The following is a 16,611-nucleotide window of genomic DNA, read 5'->3' as shown; positions in this document are numbered from 1 at the left end:
TTAAGTCCTGTGTTTAAAGACGGTGTTTAGAAACAGATCTAACGGGGTACGATCGCGGGTGGCCTTCATCCGTGTGAGGGCGCCGCTCCAACAATTCATCAGCCAATCCGCCGCGTCCTGTGCGGTCAGATGGCCAAGGCCGATCGCATTCAGATCAGCATCTGTAAGGCAGATGGCCAATTCCCCGACCAGTTCCCGCCATTGGCGGTCCAACTCGGCCTGAAAGGCGGGGCGTTCATCGGCCAATTCAGTGGTCAGGTTGCACATCAGACACCCTTGGGCATACCCGAACCCCGCCATCTCCGACGCGGCCTTGTCGAAAAAGCGCCGCAGCCGTTCAAGCGGGACATAGTCCGTATCCCCCAACATCCGCCGCGCAGTGGCCATTTGGTCTTCGTGGTAATGTTGGGCCACGGCGATGCCGAAATCCTCTTTGGTGGGGAAGTAGTGATAGAACGACCCCTTGGGCACGTTGGCGGTGCTGAGAACCTCGGCGATACCTGTGTCGGCATAGCTTTTGGTGCGGAACAGGTGCTGACCGGTTTCCAACAGCTTGGTCCGGCTTTGTGCATAGGCGGCTTCGTTCTTGGGTCGGGCCATGGGAATCTCCTTACCCATCCATTAATAGACCGGTCGCTTATTTATAGATAGGCCAACACCCATCACATCGCCGTGTGAATGGAAAACGATGTTCAATGTGAACGATTCGGTCCAAATCCCAAAAACTGTCTGAAAGTGCAGGCTGAGAAATATCGCAAGTTTAAGAATACATACTTAAGCATATATGCCCGCAGCGGTTGTGAAACCTGTACGCGGTTCATTTTTATGCAAAAGGACGATTGGTTGCGCAACCATGCCAAAAACTGCGACTTTTGTACTGGTTTGACCTACGTGAAACTGGGTATGACACATTAAAGTCAAGGTAGATCGATTAACTGACAATCGACCCTGTACCGCAAAAATATATGGCAAAAATATGTGTTTAGTCTACGGCGACAACTCTGAACTTGTGCGTGTGTCCGACACCACGTGGCGCGTTCAGCCCATTGCGAAACAACCGACGACAAAGACCTCTCCAATCCACATCATCGCAGCAAAAGACAGCTGGTGCGTCCGCGGGGATCATCCCCTACCTGGCGGCGTAAAATCGGCATATTTCACAGATCGCACGAGTGCGTTCTACTTTGCTGACGATTTGCTGGGCGCTCGATAGCCTGGCTCGGCGGGCCCGGAAGAGGAGCCGGACCCGCCGCATTTAATTACCCGAGCAGGGTTTCCGTACTGCTAAAGAACATCGCCTGACTGACGGCCGACGTCACCTGCGCCTCGGTGTAAGGCTTGGTGATGACAAACGCCGGTTCGGGACGTTCGCCGGTCAACAGACGTTCGGGGAAGGCGGTGATAAAGATCACCGGAATATCGCCCGCATCTTTTAGAATATCGTTCACCGCATCAATGCCCGACGATCCGTCGGCCAGTTGGATATCCGACAGGATCAGGTCGGGGCGTTCGGATTGGGCCAGCTTGACCGCGCCATCGGCTGTGCGGCCGACACCCGTGATCGAATGGCCCATGTCGGCCACGATATCCTGCAGGTCCATGGCGATAATCGCCTCATCCTCGATGATCAGAACACGACCGGTGATGCTGTCTTCCATTTCGCGGCGGGCGGTCTCGATCAGCGTCTGCGCCTCATCCTCATCAATCGCCATGACATTGGCGACGTCGGTGATCGGCATGCTTTCGATCGTGTGCAGCAACAGGGCCTCACGCGTATTCGGCGTCAGGCGGGCCATGTGCGACTGGGCCCGCGCGGCCAGCATATCGTCGGCCTCGGCCACCGGTGCGCCGGCGCTGCTCCAGATCGAATGGAACGCGCGGAACAGGGCGACCTTATGCGAAAATCCCTGATCGAAAACCGACCGGTCCGTCAGCATCGCCTCTAGTGTCGCGGCGGCGTAATTGTCACCGGTTGTCTGGTTACCGGTCAGTGCCCGAGCATAGCGGCGCAGGTATGGCAGCAGTTCAGCAACTTTGACAGAAAGGAAGGCGGTGTCGGTATCTGGCGACATTTATTGACCTCTATGCATTTTTTCTGGGAACCAAACGCATCGTGGCGCGTTTGGTTCCCGTGATCACGTAAAAAATTCGACCCCGGAGTGTATGGCCCTACCATGGCAAGGAAAGACAAATCCCTCTTGGAACAGCAAATCGACGAAAACTTGCGCAGAGTTTTCCAGAAAGAAACCGAAAAGGAAATCCCTGACCGGTTCACACAATTGCTTAACCAGCTGAAAGAACAGGAAGCCCAGCATGAGCAGTAACACTGCTACGGCCGATCCTCGTGACGAAATTCTGGAACATCTGCCCAGTTTACGCGCCTTTGCCGTCAGTTTGACGCGCAATAGCTCGTCCGCCGATGATCTGGTCCAAGACACGATTATCAAGGCGTGGAAAAATTTCGGCAGCTACAAGCAGGGCACGAACCTGCGGGCGTGGCTGTTCACCATTCTGCGCAACACGTTCTATTCTGCCCGCCGCAAAAGCAAACGCGAGGTCGCGGATGTGGACGGGGTGATGGCCAATAGCCTGTCGGAAAAACCTGCACACGACGGCCGCCTGCAAATGGCGGATTTCGAAAAAGCCTTTGCCAAACTCAACGATGAACAGCGCGAGGCGCTGGTTCTGGTCGGCGCCTCGGGGATGACCTATGAAGAGGCCGCCGAAACCTGTGGGGTCGCCACGGGGACGATGAAAAGCCGTGTGAACCGCGCGCGTGCAAAATTGATTGAACTGATGGATATTGATCAGGACGAAGCGTTGGAAATGACGGACGCGCCCACCGCCGCCGTTGTCGCCAGCAGCATGATGCCACGAAAGACCGCCATTTGATTGACCGCCTAAGACACGCCAGCCAATCGCTGACGTTTAAGATCGCCGCACTCCTCGCGGTTGCCCTCTTGCCGATCGGCGTACTGTCGGTGGCCCAGACCTATGTCCTGATCGAGGAAACGCGCGAACGCGAAGAGGCCAGTTTGCTGGCCCTGACGGTTGAGGCCGCCGACCGCGAAGCTGCCTATATCCGCAGCGCATTTGGCGCGGCCCAAGCGGTTGCCGCCCTGCATGAGGTGATCCTGTCGGACACCGAACAATGCGAGATCGCCCTACAAACGTTTTTGGCGGCGTCCTCGGTGTTTTCCTTTATCGGCTTTGTCGATGAAACCGGCACCGTGCGCTGTGCCAGTGGTGGCAGTGGTCGGGACGTGTCGGACAACGCGGTCTATCTGGCGATGTTGGAAAAGGCCGAGCCCCGCGTCGATCTGGTCGCCGCCGCCCCGATTAGTGGCACATCGGTCGTGGCCGTGTCGGTTCCGGTGGTTGTGAACGACGTTTTCCAAGGCTTTGCATCGGTGTCGATGTACCACAGCCGCCTTTTCACCCCGCGCAGCACATTCGACCCCCAACGCCCCGTGGACCTTGTCACCTTTAACGCGGCCGGTGAAATTCTGACCGGTGTTGAGGTCGAGGAATCCGAAGGCGACGGCAGTGACGTCCTACCCGTGAATGCCGAGCTTAAGTCCCTGGCGCGGATCGGGAAAACAACGTTCATCGGCACGAATAACATGGGGGATCGCCGCGTCTTTGCCAGCGTGCCGATCATCGATGGATCGGTCTATGCCTTGGGCAGTTGGCCCTATCGGGACGAGAATTTCACCTCGCAGGTCCAAGAGGTCTCGTCCTCCATCCTGTTCCCCGCCGCCATGTGGTTCGCCGGTCTGGTCGTGGCCTTTGTCGCCGTGCAGCAATTGGTGATCAAACCGACGCGGAACCTGCGGGCGCGGATGCTGATGTTTGTGCGCACGCGCCGTATTCTCGGCCCGCCCAACCCCAAGGCCATCCCCCGCGAAATCGCCGAGATTGATGAAACGTGGCAACGCATGGCGGAAAGCATTCTGCATGACGAGGCCGAGTTGCATAACTCGCTGCACGAAAAGAACGTGTTGCTCAAAGAGGTGCACCACCGCGTCAAAAATAACCTGCAGCTGATCTCGTCCATCATCAACATGAAGATGCGCAAGGCCCGCACCCCCGAACAACGCCAAGCCCTGTCCGAGGTCCAAGGCCGCGTCATGAGCATCGCGCGGGTGCACCAGAAACTCTATGAGACCAGCACCGAGGAACGCGTGCGCGCGGACGAATTGCTTGGCGCATTGATCCAGCAAATCGTTGGCTCGATGGTGCCCGATCGCAAGCGGCTTAAACTGACCCAAGATCTGGATCCTGTGATCCTCTATCCCGATCAGGCCGTCCCGATCAGTTTGGCGGTTTCTGAACTGGTCACCAATGCCCTGAAATACATGGGCAACAAGGGCATGTCGAAAGGTGCCGAATTGCGCGTGACCCTCAAGGCGACCGGTCAAGGCGAGGCCGTGATCGAGGTGTTCAACACGGTCGATCCGAATGCTGAACCCGATCCCGAACTGCGGGGCAGCGGCCTTGGCCAAAAGCTTGTCCATGCGTTCGCAACTCAGGTCGAAGGCGATTGCGCCACCGAAAGCGACGGCACAACCCATTGTGTTCAGATCACATTCCCTGTCGCAGACTTCGTCGAGGAATAGTCCGCTATTTTGCGGGGATCAGAACGGCCTCGGCAAACAGATTGTCGGGGTCGGTTACCAGTTCCGCAATGCGCCACCCCGCCTGTCGCGCCATATCGCGCAGGGTAAGGGGGGTGAACTTGCGGCTATTTTCCGTGTGGATGGTTTCACCCGCCTTGAATGTGATCGCCCGCCCGCCGATGGTGACGGTCTGATCGCACGTGCTGCGCAGGTGCATTTCGATCCGGCTACAGCCCATGTTCCAAAGGGCGACATGTTCAAACGCGCCAAGGTCAAAATCGGCGTTCAGTTCGCGGTTCATACGCGCCAGCATGTTCAGGTTAAATGCCCCCGTCACGCCCGCTGCATCATCATAGGCAGGCACCAGAACATCCGCCGGTTTGACCAGATCCGCGCCCAGAATAAACGCCGTCACCCCGGGCCAGTCGCGCACCCGCGACAGCAGCGTGATCGCCTGATCCGGCGTCAGATTCCCGATGGTCGAGCCGGGGAAAAACACCACGTTCGGGCGGTCGGACAAGGTCGGCGCGGGCGCGATGTCGGTCATGAAATCAGCCACCATCGGGCGCATCTCGATGTCCGGATAATCGGTCTGCAGCGCCTCTGCCGTGTCCTGTAGAAACTGCGCCGAGATGTCGAGCGGACGATAGGTCGAAATCCCCCCAATCCCGTCTAACAACAGGCGTGTCTTGACGCTTGCCCCGCTGCCCAGCTCGATCAACGCCGCGCCCTCGGGGACGTACCCCGCCAGCGTGTCGATCTGATCGCGCAGGATCGCGGTTTCGGTGCGCGTCGGGTAGTACTCCGGCAGTTTGGTGATCTGTTCGAACAGGTGGCTGCCCTGTTCGTCGTAGAACCATTTGGGCGACATCGACTTGGGCGCGGTCCCCAAACCGGCCAATGCTTCGGACAGAAAATCACAGTTCGGCAGAGTGGCGCCATCCATATCAAATATCCTTTGCCAAGCGCAGGCCCAACATTTGCCAACGCTGATGCGGGTAAAAAAATGTGCGGTAACTGGCGCGCATCTGCTGTTTCGGCGTGGCACAGGACCCACCGCGCAACACGTGCTGGTTCACCATAAATTTGCCGTTGTATTCGCCAATCGCGCCTTCGGGCGGGCGGAACCCCGGATAGGGCAGGAACCCACTAACGGTCCATTGCCAGACATCCCCCCACAAACTCCGCGCGCCACGGGGCTCCAACGCGCCGCTTTCCAGAAAATTGCCGTCAATCGGCGTTCCGGCGGCGGCGTGTTCCCATTCGCCCTCGGTCGGCAGGCGCGCACCGGCCCAGCGCGCAAAGGCGTCCGCCTCATAATAGCTGACATGGGTGACGGGCGCGTTCAGGTCCACAGGCCGCGCACCGCGCAGGGTAAAGGTCCACCACTGATCATCCTGTTGCCACCAATAGAGGGGCGCATCCCACGCCTCGCGCGTGGCGCGCGCAAACCCGTCCATCAGCCACAGAACGGGGTTGGTGTATCCGCCGTCCTGCATGAATTCGATCCAGTCTCCATTGGTCACAAGACGATCGGACAGGGCATAATCGTTCAGGTAAATCTTGTGGCGCGGGCCCTCGCAATCATAGGCGAACCCGTTACCATCATGGCCGATCTCGACCACCCCGCCGCTGTGGCGCGTAAACCCGTCGGCCATCGCGGGCGCATCGGGCAGCGGGCTGTCGCGGTTATAGGCGGGCAGCAAGATGTTGTGGGACAGCGCATGGAGCAAATCCGTCACCAGCAATTCCTGATGCTGCATCTCATGATGACAGCCCAGTTCGACCAGATCGGCCACCGCCGGATCGTCGGTGCGATCCAGCAGGGTCAGGATCGCGTCCTCGATTACCGCGCGATAGCTTTGGACGTCGGCCAGCGGCGGGTGCGAGATCAGACCGCGTTTATCGCGCGCATGCCGCGGACCCGCCTGCACGTAGTATGAATTGAATAGGGTCGAAAACCGGTCATCGGGCGAGGTGTATCTGGGCACGTATTCGCGCAAGATAAACTGTTCGAAAAACCACGTGGTATGGGCGATGTGCCATTTCGCGGGGCTGGCATCTGTCATGGATTGCAACATCATGTCTTCGGCGGACAGGGGGGCAATCAAGTGATCCGTTCGCGCGCGGGTCTGGCGGAACAGGTCGGCAATAGGCAGATCGGCCTCGGTCACGGAGTGCGGCGTGGTTGGGGCGTTCATCAGGATCCTCGCGGTGTTTGACCTAAGGTTTGACGTGGGCGTCTACGATACAACACACGACACCACACAAGTGGTAACGAGGGTGTGAAACACCCCGCACCCACCCCCTTGGCCCGCGGATTTTCGCGCGTATAAGGGGCGGGTATCGGCAAAAGGACGCGCGCGATGAAAACGGTTGTGGTCTGTTCGGGGGGATTGGATTCCGTGACGCTTGCCCATGTGGTGGCGGACACGCGGGATTTGACGCGGTTGGTGTCCTTTGATTACGGGCAACGCCACGCCAAGGAATTGGAGTTCGCGGCGCGCGCCGCCACCCGTTTGGGCGTGCCCCATGATGTGATCGACATGCGCGGGATTGGGGCGGTTCTGACCGGCTCGGCCCTGACACAGGATGACGTCGACGTGCCCGACGGCCATTACGCCGAAGAGACCATGCGCATCACCGTGGTGCCAAACCGCAATGCGATCATGTTGACCGTGGCCTATGGAATCGCGGCGGCACATGGGGACAACGCGGTCGCAACAGCGGTGCACGGCGGTGATCATTTCATCTATCCCGACTGCCGCCCCGAATTCACCCGCGCGTTTGAGGTGATGCAGAACCACGCGCTGGACGGGTACGCAAATGTGTCTCTGTTCACGCCCTTTGTCGACATCCCCAAGGCCGACATCGTCACCATCGGCGCGCGCCATAACGTGCCCTTTGGGGAGACGTGGTCCTGCTATAAGGGCGGCGAAAACCATTGCGGGCGCTGCGGCACCTGTGTTGAGCGGCGCGAGGCCTTTGCCATCGCGGGCGTGGACGATCCCACGACCTATGACGACCCCGACTATTGGCAAACCGTCACTTAACCGGACCCACGGACCCCTTAATCGCCCTTATTTTCAACCCTGCGGTGAAAACGCACGGTTGGGTGTTTTCACTGCTCGAATATACTTGACTAAAATAATCACCTTTTGTTAGAGGCAGCCCCAAGATCGCAAGCTCCCCCTTTGGAAGCCAGCCAAGGCAAGACTTCTTCAAGGGGACAACATGACCGCACTCACAAGCATTCGGGCGCTTGCGACCGCACTGGCCGCCTACCCGCTGGCGACGCTTCCGGCGTTGGCACAATCCACATCCACCGACACCGCACCGGTCGAGACCAATGAATTTGGGGAATTCATCGGCACGATCCTGATTGGCGAAAGCCGCCGCGGCGTCCAAACCGACACGGCGACACCGGAAACCATCATTTCGGCCGAAGAACTGGAACAACGTCAGGCCTCGACCCTGGCCGAGGTTCTGGACACCATTCCGGGCGTCACACTTGTGAACGGATCCACGCCCCAAGGGTCGGCCGTCAACATCCGTGGTCTGGGGTCCCAAGCGGGCACCTATGGCGCGGACGGCAAGGTCGCCGTGGTGATCGACGGCGTCCAAAAAGGCCAAGAGGAAATCTATCGCGCGGGCGGTCTGCTGACCATGGAACCCGAGCTGTTCAAAGAGGTCAGCGTGACCCGCGGCCCCGCCGAGAGCTTTCGCTATTCGTCGGGCGCGATCGGCGGCACGATTGAGGCCCAGACCAAAGACGCCGCCGATTTCCTTGAGGGCGACGATACATTCGCCCTGCGCCAAAAATTCGGTTACGAGAGCAACGGCGACGGGGTCCTGACCACGACGATCCTTGCCTTCCGCCCGACCGAGAAATTCGATTTCATCGCCTTTGCGGGCTATCGCGACGTGGGTGACCGCACCGACGGGTCCGGCGCTGTTCAAGCCGATACCGCCTTTGCGCTGCCCTCGACCCTGTTGAAAGGCACCTACCGGTTTAGCGAAGAGCTTAGCGTCACCGCATCGGTGTCCTATACCGAGAACGACGAACAGGACGTGTCCTATGACGCCTATTCGTCCGAAGTGTTTTGGCCCCTCGTTGACCGTTACACCAAGGACACCACGGCCTTTGTGTCGGCGAATTACAATCCGATCGACAACGCCCTGATCAACATCACCGGCAAACTGACCTATTCGGATGAGGCGATCTATCTGACCTCGCTGGACACAAGTTCGGACATCTTCAACGCCGATCACCGCACCGAGCGCCTGTCGTTCTCTCTGGAAAACGAGAGCGTGTTTGACACCGGTGCCCTGAACCACCTTGTGACCACCGGCGTGGAAATCGGACGTCGCACCCGGACCAGCATCTCGGACACCGGCGAGAACTCGACCTCTGCGCCCGGTGGGACGGATGAATACGTGGCCGCCTATATCACCGACCGTATTCAATACGGCGCGCTAACCCTGACGCCGCAACTGCGCTATGAAACCCAGACCCTGACGTCCCAAGGTAACACCTCTGTCGGCATCGCCGATGGGACCACGTTCAAAGATGACGCGGTCGTTGGCGCCCTGTCCGCGCGTTATGCGTTTAACGACAATTGGGCCGTGTTCGGGTCGGTTGCCTATAACGAGAACCTGCCGATCCTCGACGATCTGACCAACCCCGGCTTTATCGTTCAGTCGGAAAAAGGCGTGACCTATGAGGCCGGCCTCAGCTTTGATGCGTTCGACGTGTTTGCCGACGCGGATGCCCTCAAAACCAAGGTAACCGCGTTCACCACCAACATCTGGGACGGCACCACCTATAGCGGCGTCGATCAGGTCGATCTGGATGGCGTCGAATTCGAACTGTCCTACGCGCATCCGGCGTTCTACGCGGACTTCAACGCCGCCGTGATCCGCGGGACGATCAACGACACCTCCGCCGATTTCAACTGGGCCCCCGCCGATAGCGTGCAGCTGACCCTCGGCAAACGGTTCATGGGTGATCAGCTGGATATCAGCCTCGAAACCACCCACGGCTTTGCCCAGAACCGGACCTCGGGCACGTCGGGCGCAACGGCACCCAGCGCGTCGTTCACAACCTATGACCTGTCGGCGTCCTACACCCCCGACAGCGGTTGGGCCAAAGGCGTGGAATTCCGCGCGGCGGTCGAAAACCTGACGGACGAAACCTATCGCCCGTACCTGTCGACCCGCAATGCGCCGGGCCGGAACCTGAAACTCTCGATCAGCAAAGTGTTCTGATCCCTCGGGCGGCCTGATCGGGCCACCCTCCCCCGTTTTACGCAAGGATAGAGACGATGAATAAACCCCTGAGCCGTGCTGACATCCAAGCCGCCAAAGCACAGAACACCGACAAACGTGACCGAGATCTGGCCGAGAGCCTTGGCATTTCCGAGGCCGAACTGCTGGCCGCCGACATCGGCAACGGCGTGACGCGGATCGATGCGCATCCCGACCGCGCGATGCCCCTGATGACCGCCTTGGGTGAGGTGATGGCCCTGACCCGCAACGTGTCCTGTGTGCATGAACGGGTGGGCACCTTCCTTGACTATCGCTCGGGCCCGCATGCGTCGATGGTTCTGGGCCGTGAAATCGACACGCGGATTTTCCCGAAATACTGGACCTTTGCCTTTGCCGTGGAAAAAGACACGCCCAAGGGCCTGCGCCGCAGCCTGCAATTCTTTGATGCCGCCGGTGACGCGATCCAGAAAATCCACCTGCGCGACACGTCCAACATCGCTGCATGGGAGCCACTGATCACCGAACTGAAACACGCGGATCAATCCGGCGACCTGACCACCGAACCGCGTGCACCGGTTGAGGGCGCCAAAGGCAACCCGGACAAGCGTGACATCCTGCTGGATGAATGGGCGCGCATGACCGACACGCACCAGTTCAACCGCCTGACGTCCAAGTTGGGCATGAACCGCCTTGGGGCGTATCGCCTTGTCGCCGATACGAAATGGGTGCGCCGTGTCGAACCGACCTGCCTGTTGTCGTTCTTTACCGCCGTGTCCGAAGCCAAGCAAAAAGTCATCCTGTTCGTCGGCAACCGCGCCAACATCCAGATCCATTGGGGCGAGATGGAGAACATCAAGGTCATGGGGCCGTGGCTGAACGTGCTGGATCCGCGGTTCAACCTGCACCTGCGCGATGACCACGTGGCCGAGGTCTATGTGGTCGAAAAACCCACCAAACGCGGCCCCGCCGTATCGATTGAGGCGTTCTCGGCCGATGGTGGCCTGATCTTCCAATGCTTTGGCGAACGTGACGGCGAAGGTGATGATCTGGCCCAATGGCACGGCATTCTGGCCGCCCTGCCGAACGCCGAGGTGACCGCATGAACCGCCTCGCCTTTGCCCTCTCCCTAATCCTGCCCGTTACGGCGACGGCCCAGACCTATCCCGACGCCACGGCCATCGTATCGGTCGGTGGCCCCGTGACAGAAACCGTTTTCGCCCTTGGTCAGGGGGATCGCGTGGTCGCCCGTGACACCACATCGACCTATCCTAATGCGGCTCTATCCCTGCCCGATGTGGGTTATATGCGTCGCCTATCGGCCGAGGGTGTTCTCTCCGTCAGCCCCGATTTGATCCTGACCCGTGGCACCGCCGGTCCGCCTGAGGCGATGGATCAACTGCGCGCTGCATCGATCCCGATTATCGAGGTCACGGATGATTTCACCCCCCAAGGCGTCATCGCCACCGTGCGCCAAATTGGTGCTGCCTTGGGCGTGCCGGATCGCGCCGAAACACTGGCCGGTGACCTGACCGCCGCGTTCGACACCCTGCCCCAAGCGCCCGAGCACCCCGCGCGGGTTCTGTTCGTCCTGTCAAACCAAGCGGGCCGTCTGAACGTCGCCGGTGCGGGCACCGGCGCGGACGGGATCATCACGCTGGCCGGTGCGCAAAACGTAATGGCATCGGAATTTTCGGGCTATCGCATTCTGAACGACGAGGCCCTGATCGCCGCCGCGCCTGACGTCGTCCTGATGATGACCGGCCAAGAGGACCACGAAGCACGGGCCGAGGAAATCTTTGCCCTGCCCGCGATGTCCCAAACCCCCGCTGCGCAAAACGGGGCGTTCGTGACAATTGACGGGGCGGCGCTTGGGTTCGGGCCGCGTACGGCGGCGTTCGCCCATGAATTGGCCGACGCCATCGCCAACGTCACTCCGCACGAGCACTGATCATGACCGTACTGTCCGAGCCTGATTTCACCCCCATAGCCGGCGATCGCCGGAACAAGGCCCGCGCCATCCGCGTGGGCCTGATCGGGGTGTTGATTGTGGCGATGCTGCTGGCGCTTGGGTGGGGGGCGGCGGGCGACACCGACGTGATCGGCGCGCTGTTGGCCGGTCTTGGCGTGGGTGATGTCAGCGCGCGGGACATGACCATCGTCTGGGACATCCGCATGCCGCGCGTGGCGACCGGCGCCTTGGTTGGGGCGGCCTTGGCCGTGTCAGGCGCGGTGTTGCAGGGTCTGTTTCGCAACCCTCTCGCCGATCCCGGTCTGGTCGGGGTCAGTGCGGGCGCGGGCTTTGGCGCGGTGGCCGCGATCGTATTGGGGGGGTTCCTGCCACTTGCCATTCGCGAATTCGCGGGGCCGTACCTGATCGTCGGCGCGGCCTTCATCGGAGGATGGGCCACGACCCTGATCCTGTACCAAGTCGCCACACGGCGTGGACGCACAACGGTCGCAACTATGTTGCTGGCGGGCATTGCCCTTGCCGCGATCACGGGCGCGGTGACGGGGTTGATTGTCTATTGGTCCACCGACGATCAACTGCGCGACCTGACGTTTTGGGGCATGGGATCGGTCGCGGGGGCCACATGGGCGAAACTGATCACCGCGGGGCCGGTCATCGCCATCGCCCTGTTCTGTGCACCGTTTTTGTCCCGCGGTTTGGATGCCCTCGCCCTTGGCGAAGCGGTCGCGGCCCACATGGGCATCAACGTCCAACGGATGAAGCGTCTGTCGATCATGTCCGTTGCCGCCTCGGTCGGGGCCGCCGTGGCGATCACGGGCGGGATCGGGTTTGTCGGCATCGTGGTGCCGCATCTGTTGCGCCTTGTGCAGGGCCCCGAGCACCGGTCGTTGTTGCCGAACTGCGCGTTGCTTGGGGCGATTGTCCTGTTATTGGCCGATATGGTTAGCCGCACCGTCGTCGCCCCCGCCGAACTGCCCATCGGGATCGTCACCGCCATGATCGGCGGGCCGTTCTTCCTGTGGATCCTTCTGAAAAACCGCACCATGCTTGAGGGGTAATTGCGATGCTTTCTGCCACCGATATTTCCGTCAGCTTTGGCAAGCGTCCGGTATTAAACAGTGTCTGTTTCACCGCAAATGCGGGGGAACTGCATGCGATCGTCGGACCGAACGGGTCTGGAAAGACCACCCTGTTGCGGGCGATGACCGGTGATTTGACCGCGACGGGCCAAACCCTGATCAACGGCACCGACATCACCGATCTGAACCCTGCCGAACTGGCGCAACGGCGCGCGGTTCTGCCCCAATCTGGCAATGTCGCCTTTCCGTTCACGGTTCTGGAGCTGGTCCGGCTGGGCCTGCATGCGGGGATGCCCTCGCGCGCTGGATTCGACCCTAACCTGCCGCAAAAGGCATTGACCCGTGTCGGTCTGGCAGGGTTTGAGGGCCGGTTTGTCCAAGACCTGTCCGGTGGCGAACGGCAACGCGTCCAATTGGCCCGCGTTCTGGTCCAGATATGGGAGCCCGTTTTGAACGGCGCGCCGCGCTGGCTGTTTCTGGATGAGCCGGTTTCGGCCCTTGATATCGGGCACCAACTGATCGTGATGCAGCTTGCCCGCGACTATGCCGAGGCCGGTGGCGGCGTCGTGGCCGTCATGCATGACCTGAACCTGACCGCGATGTTTGCCGACCGCATCACCCTGTTGAACGCCGGTCACGTGCGCGCCACGGGGCGGCCGGATGAGGTTCTGACCGACGGCGATCTGTCGGCCTGTTACGGCTGTGCCCTGCGCACGAACACGCCGCCGCCCTTTGGCGGGAAGTGGATCCTGCCCCAAGCCATCGCAAACCGCACCCATGTAGGAGCATGATATGAGTTTTGCCCACCGTACCCTGTTGCTCTCGACCCTGATTATCGGCGGATTTGTCGCCGAAAGCGCCAAGGCCGAACCGCCCGCAACCATAACTCTGAACACCACGTCCCAAGAGGGCGCGGCGTGCCGCCTGACCTTTACCGCCCAAGGGGGCCTTGATCAGCTGGTAAGCGAAACCGTCCTGTTTGACCGTGAAGGTGCGGTGCGGTTGTTCACCCTGTTTGATTTCGGCGCGACCCCTGAGGGTGGCCTGCGCGTACGTCAGTTCGACGTGCCCGACATGGCCTGCGACGATCTGGGGATGGTGTTGATCAACGGTCTGCACGCCTGTCAGGTCGCCGGTGGTGGCGACTGTGTTGAGGCGCCCATCTTTGCCTCACGCCTAGACACCGTGGAGGTCAGCCAATGATCGCGAACGCTCTGAACTCTCTCATGGGTCTGGTCGATCTGGGCGGGCCTGTCGTTGCGATTTTGATGGGTGCGTCGATCATCGGGTTGGCCTGTATCCTGTGGAAGGGCGCCGTGTTCGTGACCCATGGTATCGGCCCGACCATCACCCGTGGGTTTGGACAAGACGTCCTGATTGCCGCGCAACGTGCGGCGGCACGCGGGGCCACGAACGGTGACATCCGTGACCGCCTAAACGCCCGTTTGCAGGCGAGTTTGGCACGGATCGGGGCGGGTTTGCGTCTGTTGGACGTGATCGCGCAGACCGCACCGTTGCTGGGTCTGTTCGGCACGGTTCTGGGCATGATCGACGCCTTTCGCACGCTGCAAGAGGCCGGTGGCGCCGCCGATCCCACGGTTCTGGCCGGTGGTATTTGGGTCGCGCTCGTCACCACGGCAGCAGGTCTGATCGTAGCGATGCCTGCGTCCTTGGCGTTGAACTGGTTCGACGCGCGCCTTGAGGCGCATGAGATCGCCCTGAAAGACGCGCTTGAGGACATTCTGGCCCCCGATCTGATGGCCGAGCGAACCGCCCATCCCGCGACGGTGGTCCAACATGCGTAAGGCGCGCGGGCGGCTGTCGATGACGTCTCTGATCGACGTGATCTTTTTGCTGCTGCTGTTCTTTATGCTGTCCTCTACCTTTTCGCGTTTTGGCGAAATCCCGTTGAACAGTGCCGCATCCGGCGCGGGTGGCGCGTCGGATCAACCTGTTCTGTTTGCGCGTTTGACCGGAACCGGCCTGTCGGTGAACGGGCGGGAAATCACCGACGAAACGACCCTTGCTGCGTTGCGCCCCGATGGGCCGGTGCGGGTGTTGCTGTCGGTGGACGACACCGCGTTAGCCCAAGGTCTGGTCGACGCCGTGGTGATCCTACGCGCCCTGCCCGACGCCACCCTGACCGTGTTGGAGTGACACATGCCAAAGCGTACACGCGGTGAACCCACCCTGCCCCTGATCAACATCGTGTTTCTGATGCTGGTGTTTTTTCTGGCCGCCGCGCAATTGACCCGTCCGATTGGGGACCTGTCCCTTGTGCGCACGGACGACCCCGAGATCGTGCCGCCCGCCGATGCGTTGGTTTTGCATGCTGATGGCCGATTGGTGTGGCAAGGGAATGAGGTCACCTTGGACACCCTGCCCCCCGACATCGGACGCCTGTTGCCCGACCGCGCAGCACCGGCAATTGCCGTTCTGGACACCGCGCGGGCGCTGCGGTCCGGCGGCGTTAAGGATGTGGTTCTGATTACCGAAAGGGCCCTGCCATGAGAGGGTTTTTCATCGCGACGGGCGTCTCACTAGGCCTGCATATGGGGGCGATGGGGTTGATGTCAGAACCCACGCCGCCCGCCATGGATGGCGGTTCGGTCGCGGGCGAGGTCGCGTTGGGCATGGGGTTTGCCGATCTGGTCGCGGGCACCAACACCCCGCCCGTGGACATGACGCAACCCGTCGAACCGGCACCGATTACCCCGTCCGCGCCCGTTCAGCCGATCACGGCACAGCGTCCCGCGCAAACGCTCACCCCTGCCACCACTGCAACGGCCGCGTCATCCCCGTCTGAATCCCCTGCATTGCACCCCGAAATCACCCCGCCTAAAACGGTTCCCCTGAAAACCCTGACCGCAATAGATGCGACCCCAACACCGCCCAAACCGCCCGCGCCGAAGCCACAATCGGCAGGCAATGGCGAAGTGAACCAGACCAAGGGTCAACAGGACGGGACCAAGACCGCGACCAAGGCCGAGGTCACAAAGAAGGCCGACACCGCGTCCAACGCGACACAAGCCGGGGACGGCGCGATCAAGTCATACCAGACCTATGTCCTGCGCCGGATCGCAAGAACCCCGAAACGGTCGGCGGGGGCGCGGGGCACGGCCTTGGTCGGACTGGCGATCGCTCCTTCGGGCCAGATCAACGCGGTCAAGATCGTCAAGGGATCAGGGCACAGCGGGATCGATCAAGTCGCCGTCGATCAGGTGCGCCGCGCGGGTCCGTTCAAGCCCACCCCGTCCGGTCAAACCGTCCGCGTCGTGGTTCGGGTCGAAAGCAAGGGCTAGTGGGCACCGCCCCTGCTCGCCCTATATCGCAACATAGGAAACCCACGAGGTCGCTATGTTCAACGACGATGTCACCGCCCTGTGTCCCGAATGCGGCTCGGCCGATGTGTACTACAGCAGCACCGAAATCGGCTGCCGCACCTGTCACTTGGTTGAGGCATTCGGGTTCGATTTTCAAAACCCGAACACCACGACGGATCAAATCAACCGCGCCAACGCTATGCGGGTTTTGCAAACGTGGAACTTTGCGGGCTAACGCGCCCCCTTTACAATAGGTGTTCGAGCTCTGGTGCTGGCACGAACCGCCAGTTTCTGCGCGGCCCCGCCATGACGTTGAGGTAGTACATTTCGATACCATAGGGCGCGCCACAGGG

20 protein-coding genes are annotated in these 16,611 nt (G+C 60.7%); 15 read left to right on the top strand and 5 right to left on the bottom strand.

Translation table 11 applies throughout. The features are described from left to right. Together R1W00_RS17330 and R1W00_RS17325 are read right to left on the bottom strand one after the other, a co-directional pair. Positions 1-600, bottom strand: coding sequence for a TetR/AcrR family transcriptional regulator (locus R1W00_RS17330; protein ID WP_317264033.1), 600 nt, complete (start codon positions 598-600; stop codon positions 1-3). 659 nt (positions 601-1,259) lie between these two features. Then, positions 1,260-2,072, bottom strand: coding sequence for a response regulator (locus R1W00_RS17325; protein WP_317264032.1), 813 nt, complete (start codon positions 2,070-2,072; stop codon positions 1,260-1,262). A 102-nt stretch (positions 2,073-2,174) separates the two neighbouring features. On the opposite strand from R1W00_RS17325, the gene R1W00_RS17320 reads away from it, so the two are divergent. From R1W00_RS17320 to R1W00_RS17310, 3 genes are read left to right on the top strand one after another with little or no spacing between them, the layout of a single operon-like run. Continuing rightward, complete coding sequence (locus tag R1W00_RS17320; RefSeq protein ID WP_317264031.1) at positions 2,175-2,324, top strand: NepR family anti-sigma factor; 150 nt, start codon at positions 2,175-2,177, stop codon at positions 2,322-2,324. Next, entirely contained in the window at positions 2,314-2,892 is a 579-nt protein-coding gene (locus R1W00_RS17315; protein WP_317264030.1) for an RNA polymerase sigma factor, read from the top strand. The genes R1W00_RS17320 and R1W00_RS17315 overlap by 11 nt, the downstream gene beginning before the upstream one ends. Further along, positions 2,889-4,619, top strand: coding sequence for a sensor histidine kinase (locus R1W00_RS17310; RefSeq protein ID WP_317264029.1), 1,731 nt, complete (start codon positions 2,889-2,891; stop codon positions 4,617-4,619). Before R1W00_RS17315 ends, R1W00_RS17310 begins: the two co-directional genes overlap by 4 nt. 4 nt (positions 4,620-4,623) lie before the next feature. Here R1W00_RS17310 and egtD read toward each other — a convergent pair whose 3' ends face one another. Together egtD and egtB are read right to left on the bottom strand one after the other, a co-directional pair. Then, positions 4,624-5,565, bottom strand: a complete 942-nt coding sequence (gene egtD, locus R1W00_RS17305; protein WP_317264028.1) for an L-histidine N(alpha)-methyltransferase — start codon at positions 5,563-5,565, stop codon at positions 4,624-4,626. 1 nt (position 5,566) lies between these two features. Next, entirely contained in the window at positions 5,567-6,820 is a 1,254-nt protein-coding gene (gene egtB, locus R1W00_RS17300; protein ID WP_317264027.1) for an ergothioneine biosynthesis protein EgtB, read from the bottom strand. A 165-nt stretch (positions 6,821-6,985) separates the two neighbouring features. Between egtB and queC the strand changes: the two genes are divergently transcribed. The 12 genes from queC to R1W00_RS17240 all read left to right on the top strand — a co-directional run bounded on the left by queC (position 6,986) and on the right by R1W00_RS17240 (position 16,493). Next, the gene (gene queC, locus R1W00_RS17295) at positions 6,986-7,672 is read left to right on the top strand and encodes a 7-cyano-7-deazaguanine synthase QueC (RefSeq protein ID WP_317264026.1); all 687 of its coding nucleotides are present in this window, start codon (positions 6,986-6,988) and stop codon (positions 7,670-7,672) included. 181 nt (positions 7,673-7,853) lie between these two features. Beyond that, positions 7,854-9,887 (top strand): TonB-dependent receptor domain-containing protein, encoded by a 2,034-nt coding sequence (locus R1W00_RS17290; protein WP_317264025.1) that lies wholly within the window; start codon positions 7,854-7,856, stop codon positions 9,885-9,887. A gap of 56 nt (positions 9,888-9,943) precedes the next feature. Beyond that, positions 9,944-10,990, top strand: coding sequence for a hemin-degrading factor (locus R1W00_RS17285; protein ID WP_317264024.1), 1,047 nt, complete (start codon positions 9,944-9,946; stop codon positions 10,988-10,990). Beyond that, positions 10,987-11,835 carry a hemin ABC transporter substrate-binding protein gene (locus R1W00_RS17280; protein ID WP_317264023.1) on the top strand — a complete coding sequence of 283 codons (849 nt, stop codon included), beginning with the start codon at positions 10,987-10,989 and terminating at the stop codon, positions 11,833-11,835. The genes R1W00_RS17285 and R1W00_RS17280 overlap by 4 nt, the downstream gene beginning before the upstream one ends. A gap of 2 nt (positions 11,836-11,837) precedes the next feature. After that, positions 11,838-12,914, top strand: coding sequence for an iron ABC transporter permease (locus tag R1W00_RS17275; protein WP_317264022.1), 1,077 nt, complete (start codon positions 11,838-11,840; stop codon positions 12,912-12,914). 5 nt (positions 12,915-12,919) lie between these two features. Continuing rightward, positions 12,920-13,726 (top strand): heme ABC transporter ATP-binding protein, encoded by an 807-nt coding sequence (locus R1W00_RS17270; protein ID WP_317264021.1) that lies wholly within the window; start codon positions 12,920-12,922, stop codon positions 13,724-13,726. Between the two features lies 1 nt (position 13,727). Beyond that, on the top strand, positions 13,728-14,138 hold the full coding sequence (locus R1W00_RS17265) for a hypothetical protein (RefSeq protein WP_317264020.1): 411 nt from the start codon (positions 13,728-13,730) through the stop codon (positions 14,136-14,138). After that, positions 14,135-14,740 (top strand): MotA/TolQ/ExbB proton channel family protein, encoded by a 606-nt coding sequence (locus tag R1W00_RS17260; protein ID WP_317264019.1) that lies wholly within the window; start codon positions 14,135-14,137, stop codon positions 14,738-14,740. Before R1W00_RS17265 ends, R1W00_RS17260 begins: the two co-directional genes overlap by 4 nt. After that, positions 14,733-15,092: a biopolymer transporter ExbD gene (locus tag R1W00_RS17255; protein ID WP_317264018.1), complete on the top strand. Its 360-nt coding sequence runs from the start codon at positions 14,733-14,735 to the stop codon at positions 15,090-15,092. The genes R1W00_RS17260 and R1W00_RS17255 overlap by 8 nt, the downstream gene beginning before the upstream one ends. 3 nt (positions 15,093-15,095) lie before the next feature. Further along, entirely contained in the window at positions 15,096-15,446 is a 351-nt protein-coding gene (locus R1W00_RS17250) for an ExbD/TolR family protein (RefSeq protein WP_317264017.1), read from the top strand. After that, on the top strand, positions 15,443-16,237 hold the full coding sequence (locus R1W00_RS17245; protein ID WP_317264016.1) for a TonB family protein: 795 nt from the start codon (positions 15,443-15,445) through the stop codon (positions 16,235-16,237). The genes R1W00_RS17250 and R1W00_RS17245 overlap by 4 nt, the downstream gene beginning before the upstream one ends. A 55-nt stretch (positions 16,238-16,292) precedes the next feature. Then, complete coding sequence (locus R1W00_RS17240) at positions 16,293-16,493, top strand: hypothetical protein (protein WP_317264015.1); 201 nt, start codon at positions 16,293-16,295, stop codon at positions 16,491-16,493. Positions 16,494-16,503: 10 nt separating this feature from the next. On the opposite strand, the gene R1W00_RS17235 is transcribed toward R1W00_RS17240, so the two are convergent. Further along, a partial coding sequence (locus tag R1W00_RS17235; RefSeq protein WP_317263723.1) for a 5-deoxy-glucuronate isomerase occupies positions 16,504-16,611 on the bottom strand: 108 nt, incomplete at its 5' end.

It is taken from the genome of Rhodovulum sp. FJ3 (genome assembly GCF_032918305.1).
Lineage (GTDB): Bacteria > Pseudomonadota > Alphaproteobacteria > Rhodobacterales > Rhodobacteraceae > SAT37.
This window is presented reverse-complemented; position numbering and strand designations above follow the sequence as displayed.